The 16,718-nt window shown below is 33.9% G+C and carries 15 protein-coding genes; 13 read left to right on the top strand and 2 right to left on the bottom strand.

Annotation, left to right across the window (positions count from 1 at the left end):
- The first annotated feature begins 220 nt into the window (after window positions 1-220).
- The 12 genes from ABDW27_RS06050 to ABDW27_RS05995 all read left to right on the top strand — a co-directional run bounded on the left by ABDW27_RS06050 (window position 221) and on the right by ABDW27_RS05995 (window position 13,754).
- Entirely contained in the window at window positions 221-532 is a 312-nt protein-coding gene (locus tag ABDW27_RS06050; protein ID WP_057120946.1) for a rhodanese-like domain-containing protein, read from the top strand.
- Between the two features lie 75 nt (window positions 533-607).
- Complete coding sequence (locus ABDW27_RS06045; RefSeq protein ID WP_343695054.1) at window positions 608-2,188, top strand: NADP-dependent glyceraldehyde-3-phosphate dehydrogenase; 1,581 nt, start codon at window positions 608-610, stop codon at window positions 2,186-2,188.
- A gap of 214 nt (window positions 2,189-2,402) precedes the next feature.
- A complete protein-coding gene (locus ABDW27_RS06040; RefSeq protein ID WP_343695053.1) occupies window positions 2,403-4,274 on the top strand; it encodes a M1 family metallopeptidase in 1,872 nt (623 codons plus the stop codon).
- Window positions 4,275-4,404: 130 nt separating this feature from the next.
- Window positions 4,405-5,022 (top strand): hypothetical protein, encoded by a 618-nt coding sequence (locus ABDW27_RS06035; protein WP_343695052.1) that lies wholly within the window; start codon window positions 4,405-4,407, stop codon window positions 5,020-5,022.
- Window positions 5,023-5,106: 84 nt separating this feature from the next.
- Window positions 5,107-5,499: an ACT domain-containing protein gene (locus ABDW27_RS06030; protein ID WP_343695051.1), complete on the top strand. Its 393-nt coding sequence runs from the start codon at window positions 5,107-5,109 to the stop codon at window positions 5,497-5,499.
- A gap of 138 nt (window positions 5,500-5,637) precedes the next feature.
- The gene (locus ABDW27_RS06025; RefSeq protein ID WP_343695050.1) at window positions 5,638-6,255 is read left to right on the top strand and encodes a hypothetical protein; all 618 of its coding nucleotides are present in this window, start codon (window positions 5,638-5,640) and stop codon (window positions 6,253-6,255) included.
- Window positions 6,256-6,374: 119 nt separating this feature from the next.
- Window positions 6,375-6,779 (top strand): GNAT family N-acetyltransferase, encoded by a 405-nt coding sequence (locus ABDW27_RS06020; protein ID WP_343695049.1) that lies wholly within the window; start codon window positions 6,375-6,377, stop codon window positions 6,777-6,779.
- Window positions 6,780-6,974: 195 nt separating this feature from the next.
- Window positions 6,975-7,349: a hypothetical protein gene (locus ABDW27_RS06015; RefSeq protein WP_343695048.1), complete on the top strand. Its 375-nt coding sequence runs from the start codon at window positions 6,975-6,977 to the stop codon at window positions 7,347-7,349.
- 169 nt (window positions 7,350-7,518) lie between these two features.
- Window positions 7,519-8,601: an efflux RND transporter periplasmic adaptor subunit gene (locus tag ABDW27_RS06010; protein ID WP_343695047.1), complete on the top strand. Its 1,083-nt coding sequence runs from the start codon at window positions 7,519-7,521 to the stop codon at window positions 8,599-8,601.
- A gap of 59 nt (window positions 8,602-8,660) precedes the next feature.
- Window positions 8,661-11,828 (top strand): efflux RND transporter permease subunit, encoded by a 3,168-nt coding sequence (locus ABDW27_RS06005; protein ID WP_343695046.1) that lies wholly within the window; start codon window positions 8,661-8,663, stop codon window positions 11,826-11,828.
- Window positions 11,821-13,260 (top strand): TolC family protein, encoded by a 1,440-nt coding sequence (locus ABDW27_RS06000; protein WP_343695045.1) that lies wholly within the window; start codon window positions 11,821-11,823, stop codon window positions 13,258-13,260. The genes ABDW27_RS06005 and ABDW27_RS06000 overlap by 8 nt, the downstream gene beginning before the upstream one ends.
- Before the next feature lie 128 nt (window positions 13,261-13,388).
- On the top strand, window positions 13,389-13,754 hold the full coding sequence (locus ABDW27_RS05995; protein WP_343695044.1) for a hypothetical protein: 366 nt from the start codon (window positions 13,389-13,391) through the stop codon (window positions 13,752-13,754).
- A 73-nt stretch (window positions 13,755-13,827) separates the two neighbouring features.
- Here the strand turns inward: ABDW27_RS05995 and ABDW27_RS05990 are convergent, their stop codons facing one another.
- A complete protein-coding gene (locus ABDW27_RS05990) occupies window positions 13,828-14,577 on the bottom strand; it encodes a DeoR/GlpR family DNA-binding transcription regulator (RefSeq protein ID WP_343695043.1) in 750 nt (249 codons plus the stop codon).
- Window positions 14,578-14,665: 88 nt separating this feature from the next.
- Between ABDW27_RS05990 and ABDW27_RS05985 the strand changes: the two genes are divergently transcribed.
- Window positions 14,666-15,199 (top strand): 5'(3')-deoxyribonucleotidase, encoded by a 534-nt coding sequence (locus ABDW27_RS05985; protein ID WP_343695042.1) that lies wholly within the window; start codon window positions 14,666-14,668, stop codon window positions 15,197-15,199.
- A gap of 87 nt (window positions 15,200-15,286) precedes the next feature.
- Here ABDW27_RS05985 and ABDW27_RS05980 read toward each other — a convergent pair whose 3' ends face one another.
- Complete coding sequence (locus ABDW27_RS05980) at window positions 15,287-16,639, bottom strand: GH1 family beta-glucosidase (RefSeq protein WP_343695041.1); 1,353 nt, start codon at window positions 16,637-16,639, stop codon at window positions 15,287-15,289.
- Window positions 16,640-16,718 lie beyond the last annotated feature (79 nt).

Genomic DNA, 16,718 nt, shown 5'->3' with positions numbered 1-16,718 from the left:
ATAAATTGTGAGAAAACTATATTTAAGAGTATTTTACATAAATGAAAAAATCCTATTTTCTATCGATTTTATAGAGTGTATTTTTGAAAATAGTAAGTAAATTTGTGTTTCACTGATTATAATAGTTTCTCTAAAACGTTTTCTGAGAATAATAATCGAAATCGCATTTTGAACGTTTTTAATTAATAGAAACGTCGTAATTTTACAAAAAACACATATTATGAATTTATCACAAGAAGATTGGGTTAATCAGCTGGCTGCTGACGAGAATGCAGTTATACTGGACGTAAGAACTGAAGACGAATTTAATGATGGCTATATTGAAAATGCTGTAAACATTGATATCAATAAAGGTCAGGGTTTTATTTATGAAATCGAAGAATTAGATAAAAATAAAAACTACTACGTGTATTGCCGTTCTGGAGCAAGAAGCGCTAAAGCATGTCAGATTATGAATGAGTTAGGTATAGAAAATGCCTATAATCTGCTAGGCGGAATCCTGGACTGGGAAGGCGAAACCGTACAACCATAAAAATGAAGAAGAGGCGAAAAAAAGCCTCTTTTTTCATTAAAATGCTATTAATAACCAAATAAAAATTACCAGATTATGAGTTTAATTCCTGAAGAATTTGAAATTAAAAGCCTTATAAATCAAGATACCTACCTTGTAAATGGAGAATTAAAACAATGGACAGGGCAAACCACACCTGTTTTTTCGACTATTTCTTCTACAGAAAAATACACACCTACTTTATTAGGTTCCATTCCTTTTATGGCCGAAGCCGAAGCTGCCGAAGTTGTTGAAGCTGCAAATGCGGCTTATGATAAAGGACAAGGATTATGGCCAACAATGAAAGTTGCTGACCGTATTAAATGCATGGAGAATTTCGTTAAACAGATGAAAGAAACCCGCGAAGAAGTGGTAAAACTTTTAATGTGGGAGATTGGAAAAAACCTTGGCGATTCTCAAAAAGAATTTGACAGAACTGTCGAATATATTTACGACACAATTGCCAGTTATAAAGAATTAAACGGACGTAGCGCACATTTTGAAAAAGTGCAGGGTGTAAACGCTATGATTCGCCGCGGACCTCTTGGAGTTGTTTTGTGTCTTGGACCATACAATTATCCATTAAACGAAACTTTCTCATTGTTGATTCCGGCTTTAATTATGGGTAACACCGTGATTTTTAAACCTGCAAAACATGGGGTTTTATGTATTTCACCATTATTAGAAGCTTTTAGAAGTAGTTTCCCAAAAGGTGTAATTAATATTGTTTACGGTAGAGGGCGTGAAGTTGCTTCTCCGATTATGAAATCCGGAAAAATTGATGTTCTGGCATTAATTGGAAATAGTAAATCGGCGATTGCTTTACAAGATCAGCATCCAAATAAAAACAGATTACGTTTAATTTTAGGTTTGGAAGCTAAAAACCCGGCGATTATCCTTCCGGATGCCGATTTAGATTTGGCAATTCAGGAATGTATTACAGGAACTTTATCTTTTAATGGTCAGCGTTGTACAGCTTTAAAAGTATTATATGTTCACGAATCTATTGCAGAGGAATTCAACAGAAGATTCTCTGAAAAGGTAGATGCATTACCATTTGGGAATCCGTGGGATAAAGGTGCGACTTTAACACCGCTTCCGGAAACGGATAAACCAAAATACATTCAGGGATTAATTGACGATGCAACAAGCAAAGGCGCGAAAGTACTGAATGAAAAAGGAGGAAAACATACTGATAATTATATTTTTCCGGCTGTTTTATATCCGGTAAATAACAAAATGCGTGTGTATCACGAAGAGCAGTTTGGTCCTGTAGTTCCAATTATTTCTTTCAAAGATATTCAGGAACCACTTGAAGATATGGCAGAATCTAATTACGGGCAGCAGGTAAGTTTGTTCGGAAAAGATATTAAAACCCTTGCACCGCTGATTGATGCATTGGTAAATTTAGTGTGCCGTGTGAACTTAAACAGCTCTTGCCAAAGAGGTCCGGATGCTTTCCCATTTACAGGTCGTAAAGATTCTGCTGTTGGTACTTTAAGTATTCCAGATGCTTTGCGTTCTTTCTCAATTCGTACGTTTGTCGCTTCAAAAGATATCGCTTATAACAATGAAATTTTGCAGGAATTGCTAAACAGCAAAGAATCAAACTTCATTAATACCGACTATATTTTGTAGTATCAAGGTTATATATTAATTGTAGATGCCGTCTTTTTCTTTTAGAATTAGACGGTTTTTCTTTTTTATAAGATGCTGAGATACTAAGGTTCTAAGTTGCTAAGTTTTTTGATTTTGTAACTTGGAAGATAAATTTTATCAATTTTGTAACTTTATTTTAAAAACTCGGTCTTATTATAAAACACTTAAATTTTATAAAACCAAAAACCAGCTTATGAAAAAAAGACTATTACAATTTGCATGTATTGCATTTTTGTTTTTGGCACAAACAAGCTTTGCACAAGAGCTTTATATGCCTAGAAATATTAAAGAAGCTTACGCCAAAGGAACGCGTTCTATGGACGGAAAACCAGGAAAAAATTATTGGCAGAACCACGGAAAATATACTATGGATATTACCGTAGATGCCAAAACAAAAATGGTGAGCGGTACAGAAACCATCGTTTACGAAAACAACAGTAATGACAGTTTACGAAATCTTGTAATTCGATTTGTAAACAATCTTCACAAACCATCGGCACCAAGAAGCGGAAATGTAAGTGATGATTTTTTAAGTAACGGATTAACGCTTACGAATCTTAAAATTGCAGGCGAAGTTTACAAAGAAGACGCCAGAGGCTGGGGAACTGTTGGAAATGTAAAGCTAAAAAAAGCCATTGCACCACATTCTAAAATAACAATCAATATCGATTGGAATTATCCTTTATCAAAAGAAAGTGGGAGAGAAGGCCAAATTGACGAATCTACATTTTTTGTAGCATACAGTTATCCAAGAGTTTCTGTTTTTGATGATTACAACGGCTGGGACAGAATTCCGCATACAGATCGTCAGGAGTTTTATAACGATTTTAATGATTATGTTTATTCTGTAAAAGCACCCAAAAACTTTGTGGTTTACGCAACTGGAGATTTCTTAAATCCAGATGAGGTTTTAAATCCGGAATTTGCAGCACGTTTAAAAAAATCATATGTAACAGATGAAATTCTGCATATTGCAAACGAGCAGGAAATGAAAAATGGCCTTGTTACCAAACAAAACGAATGGAATACATGGAAATTTGAAGCCAACAATATTTCTGATGTATGTTTTGGTTTAAGCGATCATTATTTATGGGATGCAAGCAGTGTTTTAGTAGATAAAAAAACAAATCGTCGTGCAAGTGTACAGGCAGCATATAATGTGAAAGGAACAGATTTTGTAAACTCAGTTAAAAATAATCAATACGCTTTAGATTGGTTTTCAAACAACTGGCCTGGAATTCCGTATCCGTTTTCAAAAATGACGGCATTTCAGGGATTTGCAGATATGGAATATCCAATGATGTGTAACGATTCTCAAATGGATGATCCAAAATTTGCACAATTAGTTCAGGATCACGAAGTAGCACACACTTATTTTCCATTTTTTATGGGAATCAACGAAACGCGTTATGCTTTTATGGACGAAGGCTGGGCAACTACTTTTGAATATTTAATTGGAATTGCCGAACATGGAAAAGAAGCTGCAGATAAGTTTTATAAAGAATTTAGAGTAGAACAGTACATCAACGACAAATCTACAGAAGAAGATCAGCCAATTATTTCAATGTCTACTCAGGTTTCAGGACCAGGTTACGGAAATAACTCTTACGGAAAAGCTTCTCTTTCTTATATTGCTTTAAAAGATATGCTTGGAGATGATTTATTTCAAAAGTCGCTTCATCATTATATGGAAACATGGAATGGAAAACATCCAATTCCGTGGGATTATTTCAACTCGATGAATACAGGTTCAGGAAAAAATCTGAATTGGTTTTTCAATAATTGGTTTTTTACAAATAATTATATTGACCTTTCTGTGAAAGAGGTTTCAAAAAATACAATTTCTGTAGAAAATAAAGGAGGCTTCGCCATTCCGTTTGATGTAAATATTGTTTACTCAGACAATTCAACTGAAACCGTTCATCAAACTCCGGCAGTTTGGGAGAAAAATCAAAAATCACTTTCTGTTGCGTTAAACAGCAAAAAACAAATTAAGAAAGTGACTCTTGATGGTGGTATTTTTATGGATGCAACTCCAAATAACAATACCTGGACTGCTAAATAGTTTCTTAAACTCAATATTTTATAACCGCTTTAATTTTTTAAGGCGGTTTTTTTATTTTAAAAATAAGTAAAAACTTACAATTTTTAAAAATATTTCTTACGTTTGCACCACTCAAATGTTTTTAATATCAATGAAAAATTTTTTAATACTTGTTGTTTTTTTCTTTTCAGTAACTGTAAAATCACAAAATACTGATAAAGATAAATTTCAAAAAAATAGATACGAACTCGCTGTTTCTTACTTAAACAAATCAAATTATGTAAAAGCTCTTGAACAATTTTCAATTGCGTCGAAGATTAAACCTCAAACAGAAATAGGTTTAAATTCATTACAGGAAATAGATACGCTGAAAGATATTTTAAGAAAAGATATTTTAGAAAAGATAACCGGAACATGGATAATGACGGGTAATAAACCCATATGGACAGTAGACTCTCATGAAAATTTTAAAAATAAAAAGGTTGATGATTTGATAGAAGTAAGTCAGGACAAAATTTCATTTTATCAGCAAGATCGTAAATCAAAAGTAAAAACACTGATTAAGACAGAAGATATTATGTATTTTAATAATGACAGAGCCGATGATTTATACTCCGCCATTATTTTATCAGATGGTAAAGTCTGGGATTATTTCCTTGATGAAACCACTCATGTAATAAGAGCTATTAATATTGCAAAGCAAGGCAAAAAGAAAATGGAGAAAATTAAAGAAAACAATAAAGAAGTCTATTACGCAAAAGTAATTTAAAATAAATCTCATTTTTTTCAAAAATCTTAGATTCGGCTATTACATTAAAAATGATAAATTTGAAAATACAAAATAGTCAAATAAATGTCTGGAGAAAAAGATCTGCAAAAATTACTTAAAACGATGAAACCTGAACATAAATCAGGCGATTATGTTTTTTGTAAAGTTGATAATTTAGAAAATATCAATCTGGATAAGGTGGAAATGTTTTTTAGAGAACAAGAAGCTATAACCCTAATTTTAAAAGAAGAAACAGCCGTCAAATTGCAATTAGATTATTCTGTTGTAATGTCATGGATCACGCTTACTGTACATTCATCACTTGAAGCAGTTGGATTAACAGCTGCATTTTCTAAAGCACTTTCAGAGCAGGAAATAAGCTGTAATGTAGTAGCGGCATTTTATCACGATCATATTTTTGTAAATAAAAGGGATGTAGAAAAAGCGATGGAAATCTTAAACTCATTTTCAAATTAAACTATAGTATGGCATACAAATGTTCAGTGCGCTGTTTGTAAAGTTTTTTAAAGAAAAATGTTTATTTTACGTTAAATCCTAAAAAGAAAAAAAATAATATTGGTATGTTTGAAATAATAAAAAACAAACGCCCCAATCATGAAAAATTATTTAATTCTTATCATTTTGCTTTTTTCTATAAAAAGTATATCACAAAATGATGCCAAAGAGAAATTCCAGAAGAATAAATACGACCTGGCAATTTCTTACTTTAACAAATCAGATTTTGCAAAAGCTCTGGACGAATTCTCGGTTGTTTCCAAAATTAAACCTGAAAATGAAATCGGACAGGAAGCTTTAAAAAAAGTTGACACTCTGAAAGAAATTCTGAGAAATGAAATCTTAGAAAAGGTAAACGGAACATGGCTCTTTACAGGTGATAAACCAAGCTGGACTGTTGATGCCAAAGAAAACTTTAAAAACAAAAGCGTAGATAAACTGGTACAGGTAGATCATAACAAACTTTTATTTTACGAACAAGACCGCAAATCAAAAGTAAAAACATTAATTAAAACGGAAAATATTGTTTACTTTAATAATGACAGAACAGATGCTTTGTATTCTGCGATTATTTTATCTGATGGAAAAATTTGGAATTGTTATCTAAATGAAGATTCAAAAGAAATAAGAGCTGTCAATATTGCAAAAAAGGGAGAAAACGGTGTCGAAAAAATTGCCGAAAATAATAAAGAAGTTTACTTTACTAAAATTATGTAGCAATTATACACAACAATAAAAAGGGAATCTAAATCAGATTCCCTTTTTTATTGTTCAGCTTACAAATAATAAATGCTGTTAAAAATATAAATTTGTATTTCTATTAAAAACCAATAAAAATGATAATCAAAGAAATTCAGGCTTCAGATACTTGGAAAATCAGACACGAAGTAATGTGGCCGGACCAGCCTTTTGAATTTGTACAGTTAGACGAAGATAACTCAGGATTTCATTTTGGAGTTTTTACAGAAAATAAACTCGTTTCGATAGTATCTTGCTTTATTGAAGGGAGAGAAATGCAGTTTCGAAAATTAGCTACTTTAGAAGAATTTCAGGGAAAAGGAATTGCATCCCATCTTTTAAAACACATTTTACAATTTGCAAAAGAGAAAAATTTACAAAAAGTCTGGTGCAATGCCAGAACGAATAAAAAGTCTTTTTATGAAAAATTCGGAATGTATGATACTTATGAAACTTTCATAAAAGCAGGTCAGGAATTTACAATAATGGAAATTAAACTTTAAATAATATGAATATGTTAATTCTGTGTAAGTTTTTGTTTTGCAGTTGTTTATAAGTGTGTTTTTTCAAAAAATAGTACTTTTCTTCATCTAATCTTCATGTAAAAAGTTACAGAAAACGTTTTCGTTTTACCGAACTGTTAAACCTTGTTAAAAATTCTTTTTTTGTTTTAATTCTTTTACTACTTTCGCACCGAAATGAGAAAGTTAATAGTATTTCTAGTATTCATGAATATGCTTCTGCTAGGCGGAGGCCAATATCTCAATGCTAATACTTTTTCTCATCATCATAGTCTTGCACAAAAGCACAGAGTGAAATTTACGAATCAGGATCGCGGAACATCAATTATAGAAGATGCCGATGTTGATCTTGAAGAAGATCTTTTGGGAAATGATGATGCTAATTTAATTACGAACAAATTTTTTACTGTTTCGTATAGTTTAGTAGACACTTTGTATCTGGCACTTTCAGATCAGTCTGCTGCAAATGATTCCAATCGTTTTAAAATTTTCGGGCCATTCTCTGGTCATTCAAATCCTATCTACATTACTCAACGAGTATTAAGAATTTGATTTTATAGTATACATCGGTTACCAAAGTTGCAACCCGCATATTTTGTTGATGTATATTTTTCTACTTCCACTTATATGAATTAAGGTTCAGACTGAGGCTGACTGATGCATTTATCATCTTAAGAATCATTATTTCAAGCATTCAATCGCTTAATTTCCAAACTAAATCATGAAAAAAATTATCGTGTTCACGGGCTTAATGGCCCTAGTGTGCCTAACTAGTTGTACATCTAAAAAAGAAGAAAAAGAAGAAGTAGAGAAATTCACAGTTACTAATCCTGTTAGAATTGATACTTCATTTACTAAAGAATATGTTTCGCAGATTAAGTCTGTTCGAAATATCGAAATCCGCGCTCAGGAAAAAGGTTTTTTACAAAATATTTATGTTGACGAAGGTCAGTTTGTAAAAGCCGGGCAATTATTGTTCAGAATTATGCCAAACATGTATCAGGCAGAATTACTTAAAGCGCAGGCTGAACAAAAATCTACAGAAATTGAACTGCAAAATGCAAAATTACTGGCAGATAAAAACATCGTTTCTAAAAACGAATTAAGTGTTGCACAAGCAAAATTACAATCTGCAAAAGCAGAAGTTGCATTGGCAAAACTGCATTTATCATTCACAGAAATCAGAGCGCCATTTGACGGAACTATTGACAGGATTCCATTAAAACTAGGAAGTCTTATCGATGAAGGTGAATTGTTAACAAGCCTTTCAGACAACAGTCAGATGTTTGCTTACTTCAACGTATCAGAGCCAGAATATCTTCAGTATCAAACTGATGTAAAAGACCGCGCTGCAAGCAAAGTGAATTTGGTTTTGGCTAACGGAGAAACTTTTAAAGAAAAAGGAAATGTTGAAGTTATCGAAAGTGAATTCAACAACGAAACCGGAAATATTGCTTTTAGAGCAAGGTTCCCAAATTCAGGAAAACTGTTAAGAAACGGAGAAACAGGACAGGTTCAAATGAATGTTCCGCTTAAAAATGCTATTGTAATTCCACAAAAAGCAACTTATGAAATTCAGGATAAAAAATACGTTTTCATCGTGGATAAAAATGATAAAGTAAGTTCAAGAGAAATTACAATTACTGGTGAAATCCCTGATTTATACGTAGTAAAAAGCGGAGTTACTGAAAATGATAAAATTTTACTTGAAGGAGTTCAGAAAGTAAAAGAAAGTGATAAGATTAAATATGAATATCAATCGCCAAAAGAGGTAATTAATCACCTGCGTGTTAAAGCAGAATAATTTCTGTGTTGATTATCTATTGATTCGCATTTATTTTAATCATTAAAAAAGTATAAAAAATGTTTAATAAATTTATTCAAAGACCGGTACTGTCGATAGTAATATCGCTTATCATTGTCTTTTTGGGTGTACTTTCGGTATTAAATTTACCAATTACCCAATTCCCTACAATTTCACCTCCAATGGTGAATGTTACCGCAGATTATCCGGGATCTAATGGTGAGTTGATGATCAAGGCGGTTGTTATTCCTCTTGAAAGAGCTTTAAATGGTGTTCCTGGAATGAAATATATGGCTTCGGATGCCGGAAACGACGGTGAAGCTACTATTAAAGTGGTATTTAACTTAGGAACAGATCCTAATCAGGCGGCCATTAACGTTCAGAACCGTGTGGCTTCGGTTACCAATAAATTACCTCCATTAGTAATTCGTGAGGGTATTAAAATTACCCGTGAAGTACCAAGTATGCTTATGTACGTGAACCTTTATAGTACGGACAAAAATACCGACATGAAGTTCTTGTACAACTATGCTGATATCAACGTACTTTCTGAATTAAAAAGGGTAAACGGTATTGGTTCCGGAGATATCTTAGGTACACGTGAATATGCTATGCGTATCTGGCTGAAACCAGATCGTATGCTGGCTTATAAAATTTCTGCTGATGAAATAATGGAAGCATTATCAAGTCAGAGTTTGGAGGCTTCTCCGGGTAAAACGGGAGAAAGTTCTGGTAAACGTTCTCAGGCGTTTGAGTATGTATTGAAATATTCAGGGCGTTTTACAACAAAAGAACAATATGAAAATATCGTAGTAAAAGCCAATCCAAATGGAGAACTTTTAAGACTTAAAGATGTTGCCAAAGTTGAATTTGGAAGCTCGATGTATGATATCTATTCTAACTTGAATGGAAGACCTTCTGCGGCAATTGTATTAAAACAATCTTTTGGAAGTAACGCAAATCAGGTTATTGAAGAGGTAAAAGCTAAATTGGAAAAAATCAAACAAAAGTTTCCAAAAGGAATGGATTATGAAATTTCGTATGACGTTTCTAAATTCCTTGATGCTTCTATCGAAAAAGTAATCCACACACTTGTAGAAGCTTTTATTCTGGTAGGTTTAGTAGTATTCCTTTTCTTAGGAGACTGGCGTTCTACTATTATTCCGGCAATTGCGGTACCCGTTTCGCTGGTAGGAACCTTTGTGTTCATGACATTCTTTGATATTTCATTAAACTTAATCACATTATTCGCTCTGGTTTTAGCAATTGGGGTCGTGGTCGATGACGCGATTGTGGTTATCGAAGCCGTTCACGCCAAGATGGAAGAGGAGCATCTGTCGCCATTTAAGGCAACTAAAAAAGCAATGCACGAAATTGCGGGGGCAATTGTTGCTATTACTTTCCTTATGGCGGCAGTATTTATTCCTGTAGCGTTTATGTCTGGTCCGGTTGGAGTATTCTACAGACAGTTTTCTGTTACTATGGCAACGGCAATTATCCTTTCTGGTATTGTGGCCTTGACATTGACACCGGCACTTTGTGCTATGATGCTAAAAAATAACCACGGTGCTCCTAAAAAGAAAACCCCTATAAATATGTTTATAGATGGTTTCAACAACAAGTTTAATCTTGCTCAGGGTAAATATCAAAACTTATTAGGTAAAATTGTTACCAGAAGAGCGGTTACTATTGTGGCACTTCTTGGTTTCTGTGCCGGAACATGGTTAATAAGCAGTTCAGTTCCTTCAGGATTTATTCCGAATGAGGATCAGGGAATGTTCTATGCGGTTATTCAGACACCTCCGGGTTCATCGTTAGAAAGAACAAATAATATTGCAGAAAGAGTTCAAAAAATTGCTGAAACTATCGATGGAGTAAAATCAGTTTCTTCATTAGCAGGTTACGAAATTTTGTCTGAAGGTACAGGAGCCAACTCAGGAACGTGTTTGGTTAACCTTAAGGACTGGAGCGACAGAAAAGAATCTGTTGTTGAGATTATGCATGAAATGGAGGAAAAATGTAAAGATATTGCGGGAGCAAATATCGAATTTTTCCAACCGCCAGCTGTACCGGGTTATGGTGCTGCTGGAGGATTTGAGCTTCGTTTATTAGATAAAACAGGTTCTGGAGATTACAAAAGAATGGAGCAGGTTAATAATGACTTCGTTGCTGAATTGAACAGACATCCTGAATTATCTAACGTATTTAGTTTCTATAGTTCTAGTTTCCCTCAATATATGATGAAAGTAGACAATGATTTGGCACAGCAAAAAGGTGTTTCTATCGAAAATGCTATGAATACATTGTCAACTCTTGTGGGAAGTAACTACGAAATCAGTTTTATTAAATTCGGAATTAACTATAAAGTAATTGTTCAGGCATCTCCAGAATATAGAGCTTTACCAGAAGATATCCTGAAATTGTATGTGAAAAATGATCGTGACGAAATGGTTCCGTTTTCAGCTTTTATGAGATTAGAAAAAGTATACGGACTTTCTGAAATCACAAGACATAACATGTACACTTCTACACAAATTAGTGGTTCTGCTGCTGCCGGATATAGTTCAGGAACAGCGATTAAAGTAATTCAGGAAGTAGCGGCTAAAAAATTACCAAGAGGTTATGATATTGACTGGGCAGGTATTTCTGCCGATGAGGTTGCTCAGGGTAATCAGGCAATTTGGGTATTCCTGATCTGTTTAGGATTTGTTTACTTAGTATTAGCGGCACAATATGAAAGTTTTATTCTGCCATTATCAGTAATTCTTTCTTTACCAGCGGGTATTTTTGGAGCTTTCCTTTTACTAAAATTAACAGGATTAGAAAACAACATTTATGCTCAGGTTGCAATGGTAATGCTTATTGGTTTATTAGGTAAAAATGCCGTACTGATCGTAGAATTTGCGATACAAAGGCATGCAGCCGGAAAATCAGTTCTTGAAGCAGCTATGGAAGGAGCAAAAGAAAGATTCCGTCCAATTTTGATGACTTCATTTGCCTTTATCGCTGGTTTATTACCACTTGCATTTGCAACTGGGCCGGGTAAAATTGGTAACAGAACCATTGGTACTGCGGCAGCAGGAGGTATGCTTGTAGGAACAATTTGCGGAGTATTTGTAATTCCGGGCTTGTATTTCATTTTTGCTAAAATTGCCGAGAGATACAAACTGGTAAAACATGAAGAAGAAAATCCATTAACAGAAGAAATTGATAATAATCATGTATAAAGTTAAATTATATAAATACAGTATTGCATTAGGCCTATGTCTTGCCGTGGCAGCATGTAAGGCTCCTGCACCAGAAACAGCGAGTGCAAGCGCTCTGGTTCCTGAAGCATTTGGTGCTGTAAAAAATCAGGATACTACCAATACAGCAACGCTGCAATGGAAAGAATTCTTTAAAGATCAAAATCTGGTAGATTTAATCGATATTGCCCTGAAAAACAATCAGGAACTGAACATGACTTTGCAGGAAATTGAAATTGCAAAAAATGATATTCGAGTACGTAAAGGTGCTTTATTGCCAACTGTAGGAGTTCGTGCGGGTGCCGGAATTGAAAAAGTTGGTCGTTACACAAGTCAGGGTGCCGGCGACGCTACTACAGAAATTAAACCGGGAGTTGAAACACCAGATCCGTTACCGGATTATACCATTGCGGCTTATGCAAACTGGGAAGTTGATATCTGGAAAAAACTGCGTAATTCTAAAAAAGCAGCCGTAAACAGATATTTAGCAACGGTTGAAGGTAAAAACTTTGTAGTTACAAACCTTATTGCAGAAATAGCCGATTCTTATTACGAATTACTGGCTTTAGACAGTCAGTTAGATATTGTAAAACAAACTATCGAATTGCAGACAAACGCTCTTGAAATTGTAAAAGTTCAAAAGCAGGCTGCCAGAGCGACAGAATTAGGAGTACAGAAATTTCAGGCTGAGGTTTTAACTTCAAAAAGTTTAGAGTTTGATATTTTACAGAAGATTAAAGAAAACGAAAACAAAATCAACTTTTTGTTAGGACGTTATCCGCAGGAAATTAAAAGAGAGAAATCTAATTTTACAGATTTGCTTCCGGCAGCTGTAAACTCTGGAATTCCATCTCAATTGTTAACTAATCGTCCTGATGTGAAACAGGCAGAGTTAGAATTGGTTGCTGCTAAATTAGATGTAAAAGTAGCTCGCGCAGAATTTTATCCTTCATTAGATATTTCTGCAGCTTTTGGAGTTCAGGCTTTTAAACCATCTTATTTATTTACTTTTCCTGAATCATTATTGTATTCATTAGCAGGAGATCTTGCTGCACCGCTTATCAACAGAAATGCAATTAAAGCAGAATTTTCAAGTGCCAATGCAAGACAGCTTCAGGCATTGTACAATTATGATAAAACTATTCTGAATGCTTATTTAGAAGTTTCAACTCAGCTTTCTAAAATCGAAAATCTTCAAAAAGGATACGATTTAAAATCTCAGCAGGTTGATGCTTTAAACAAATCAATTGATGTTTCAAACGATTTGTTTAAATCGGCAAGAGTAGATTATTTCGAAGTTTTAATGACGCAGAGAGATGCATTAGAAGCTAAACTGGAATTAATTGATACTAAAAAAGAACAACTTAACGCTGCAGTTCATGTTTACAGAGACCTGGGCGGCGGATGGAAATAATATTGCCAATTAATTTGTAGAAAGAAAGCCTTTTAAGAGTAAAATCTTGAAAGGCTTTTTTGTTTATTAAATAGATTTAATTCTAAGATAAAAATATCTATATTTATAAAATAATAAAGCGTATTTCCATGAAAAAGTTTTTACTATTACTAATCGTTCTGTGCACATTTGGGTGTAAAAAATATGTTGTTTCATTTGAACAGCCAACCGATAAGAAGCTGGATAATTTAAAGATGGAAATTCTTCTGGATAAAAAGAAAATTCAGGACATTAATTTAAAAGCTGCAAACGGACTGCCTACTTATGAAACGATTGGGCTTTCGGTATCTGATGATGGAAAACACCAGCTTCAGGTAAAAGTAAAAGACACCGTATTTAATTATGAAATAAAATATCCCGAAGAGAAATATGTTTTGGTAACAGCCCATTTAAAAAACAATGGTAAAATACATGTTGGGATTTTAAAACAAGCTTATAAATACAGACTTCGTTGATAAAATGATATATAATTCAAAAAGCCTTTCGGAAGTAAAATTCTGAAAGGCTTTTTTTGTTTTATGCAAAGAACTATAAAATCGTGAGTCCCGTATTTTTATATGTTTTTAAAATCTCATCTTCCGGCGAAACGTTGGTTACCAATACATTGATATCTTTTATCGGGCAGACAAAATAAGATTCGGCAGTTTCTACTTTTTCAATAGAACTCAAAGCGATAACAAAATTAGAGTTCTGAATCATGTTCTTTTTTAACATCGAATCATCATATAAAATACCGGTAATGCCTCGTTCGTGATGAATACTGCAGATTCCTAAAATACAGACATCGGCTCGAAAATTTCTAAAAAAATCGATGGTTTCAATACTGGAAGTAGCAAAGGAAGTTTTACACATTTTTCCTCCGGCAAAGATTAAATCGATGTTCGGTAAATCTTCAACTAAAGCAGCAACAGGAAAACTATTAGTAATAACTGTTAATTTTAAATCATAAGGAAAACTGGCAACAAGAGCGACAGAAGTTGTTCCGCCATCTATAAAGACAACTTGTCCGTCTTTTAAATAAGAAATTGCTTTTTGGGCGATGATCTTTTTGTTTTCTACGTCGTGTTTTTCTCTTTTTCGATAATGCAGCGGAATAGGAGAAGGCGCAACTGCACCGCCTCGAACTGCTTTTAAAAGACCCTGATCTGAAAGTTCTTTTACATCACGTCTTATAGTATCTTCAGAAACGCCCAAAAACTCACTTAATTCTACTGATGCCGCACGATGCTCTTTAGACATATATTCTAAAATAGCTTTTTGACGTTCTTCCTTCTTCATTTATTTTGCGATTTAATATTGCAAAAATACATTTAAAATTGCAATAATTTGCAATTTTTGCATAATTTTACCGCAAAATAAATTTACAATGAGAAAGAAAACTATCGCAATTGACATGGACGGTGTGTTAGCCGACATTGATGCACAATTAATTGACCATTATAATAAAGCGCACGGAACTGCTTTATCAAAGGAAAGTATTAAAGGTTTAGCTTCTGATGCTGCTTTTGAAAAAAGAGATTTTATTCATGAACTTTTGCATTCAGAGAATTTCTTTAGAACACTGCCTGTAATGCCCGATGCTGTAGAAAGTTTGCTTGAATTAGATAAAGATTTTGAAATTTTTATTGTATCAGCAGCGACAGAATTCCCTGTTTCACTTTCAGAAAAAATGGCCTGGCTTGCAGAACATTTTCCTTTTATTAAATGGAACAATATTATTTTGTGTGGTAGTAAAAACATCATCAATACTGATTTTATGATTGATGACCATTGTAAAAATCTGGATTATTGTATGGGTAAACCTATTATGTTTACAGCCTATCATAATGTAAATCATACACATCACGTAAGAGTAAACAACTGGAAAGAAGCAGTTGCCATTTTAAAAGAAACATTATAAACTGTAAAAGGTTATAATTATTTGTTTTTTGAAGAGAAAAGCCTTTCCGTAATTACGGAAAGGCTTTTTATTTGAGAAGAATTTAGTTTAAGATAAAAAGTCTTTAAACCACAATCCTGAATTTTTGATGGTTCTCTTCTGAGTTTCAAAATCGACATGAATTAATCCAAAACGGGCGTTGTAACCTTCAGCCCATTCGAAGTTATCGGTTAAACTCCATACAAAATAGCCTTCAACATTTAGTCCTTCGCTTTTTGCTTTTAAAATCTGTTCTAAGTTATCCTGTATAAAATGAGTTCGCTTAATGTCAAATACTTTTCCGTTTGTTACCGTATCAGGAAAAGCGGCGCCATTTTCGGTAATGATGATTTTTTTGATGTTTTTATATTCGTTGAATTTTTTCAGAACATGGTACAATGCGGGTGGATAAACTTCCCAGCCCATTTCGGTAGAAATTACGTTTCGTTTTTCGGCACTTACCAATTCAGCACCAATATACGGAATCAATATGGCTGATTTTACCACTTCACGTGTGTAACACTGTAATCCGATGAAATCAAAATCGAAAGCGAGATTATTTAAATCATCTTCTAAAATATAATTGTTGAGTTTTTTTAGCACCGGAAGATCTTTCTGCGGATATCCTAATCCTAAAATGGGCTCAATAAAAGTGCGGTTCAGTAAAGTATCAACACGTTTTGCAGCTTCTATATCTTTTTGACTGTCCGTTGCCGGTTCAATATGTGTGCATGAAAATGTCGTTCCGATATTAGCATGCGGAATTTTGTTCCGTAATATTTTTGCACCTGCAGCCGTTGCCAGAGTAACGTGATGCATCGCTTTTAAATAATTCGTAATTCCTTTTTTCCCAGGCGCGTGAATACCCAGAAAATAGCCGGCTCCTGTAAATACAGAAGGTTCATTGATTACCATCCAGTTTTTGACACGATCACCAAAATATTGCGCGCAGACTTCGACATATTCTGAAAACCATTTAACAGATTCTCTGCTTGTCCAACCGCCTTTTAATTCGAGTTCATGAGGTAAATCCCAATGATAAAGCGTAATCCACGGTTCAATTCCTGATGCGAGTAATAAATCGATAATTTTGTTGTAATAATCAATTCCGGCCTGATTTACAGGATGAACTCCAGTTGGCATAATTCTGGGCCAGCTGATAGAAAACCTGAAATTCGGAATATTTAATTCCCGAATTAAATCAATATCATTTTGATAAGAATTGTAGAAATCGCAGGCAGTCAGTGCATGATCTCCGTTTTTAATTTTTCCTTTTTGAGAAGTAAAAACATCCCAGATAGAAGAACCTTTTCCGTCAGAATCATGCGCTCCTTCAATTTGGAAAGCGGCGGTAGAAACACCCCACAAGAAATCTTCACCAAATTGGTTTTTGTTCAAAAATGAGTTTTCAATTTTATTCATTCAATAGTACTTTCCTTTATTTTAAACGGTTTATTAGTGTAGGAAAGAAGATTGCATAGCTCTTAAAAAAAGCCATTCT

The sequence above is a fragment of the Flavobacterium sp. genome (assembly GCF_039595935.1).
GTDB lineage: Bacteria > Bacteroidota > Bacteroidia > Flavobacteriales > Flavobacteriaceae > Flavobacterium.
The sequence above is the reverse complement of the archived record's forward strand: the minus strand, read 5'-3'. Positions and strand labels throughout refer to the sequence as shown.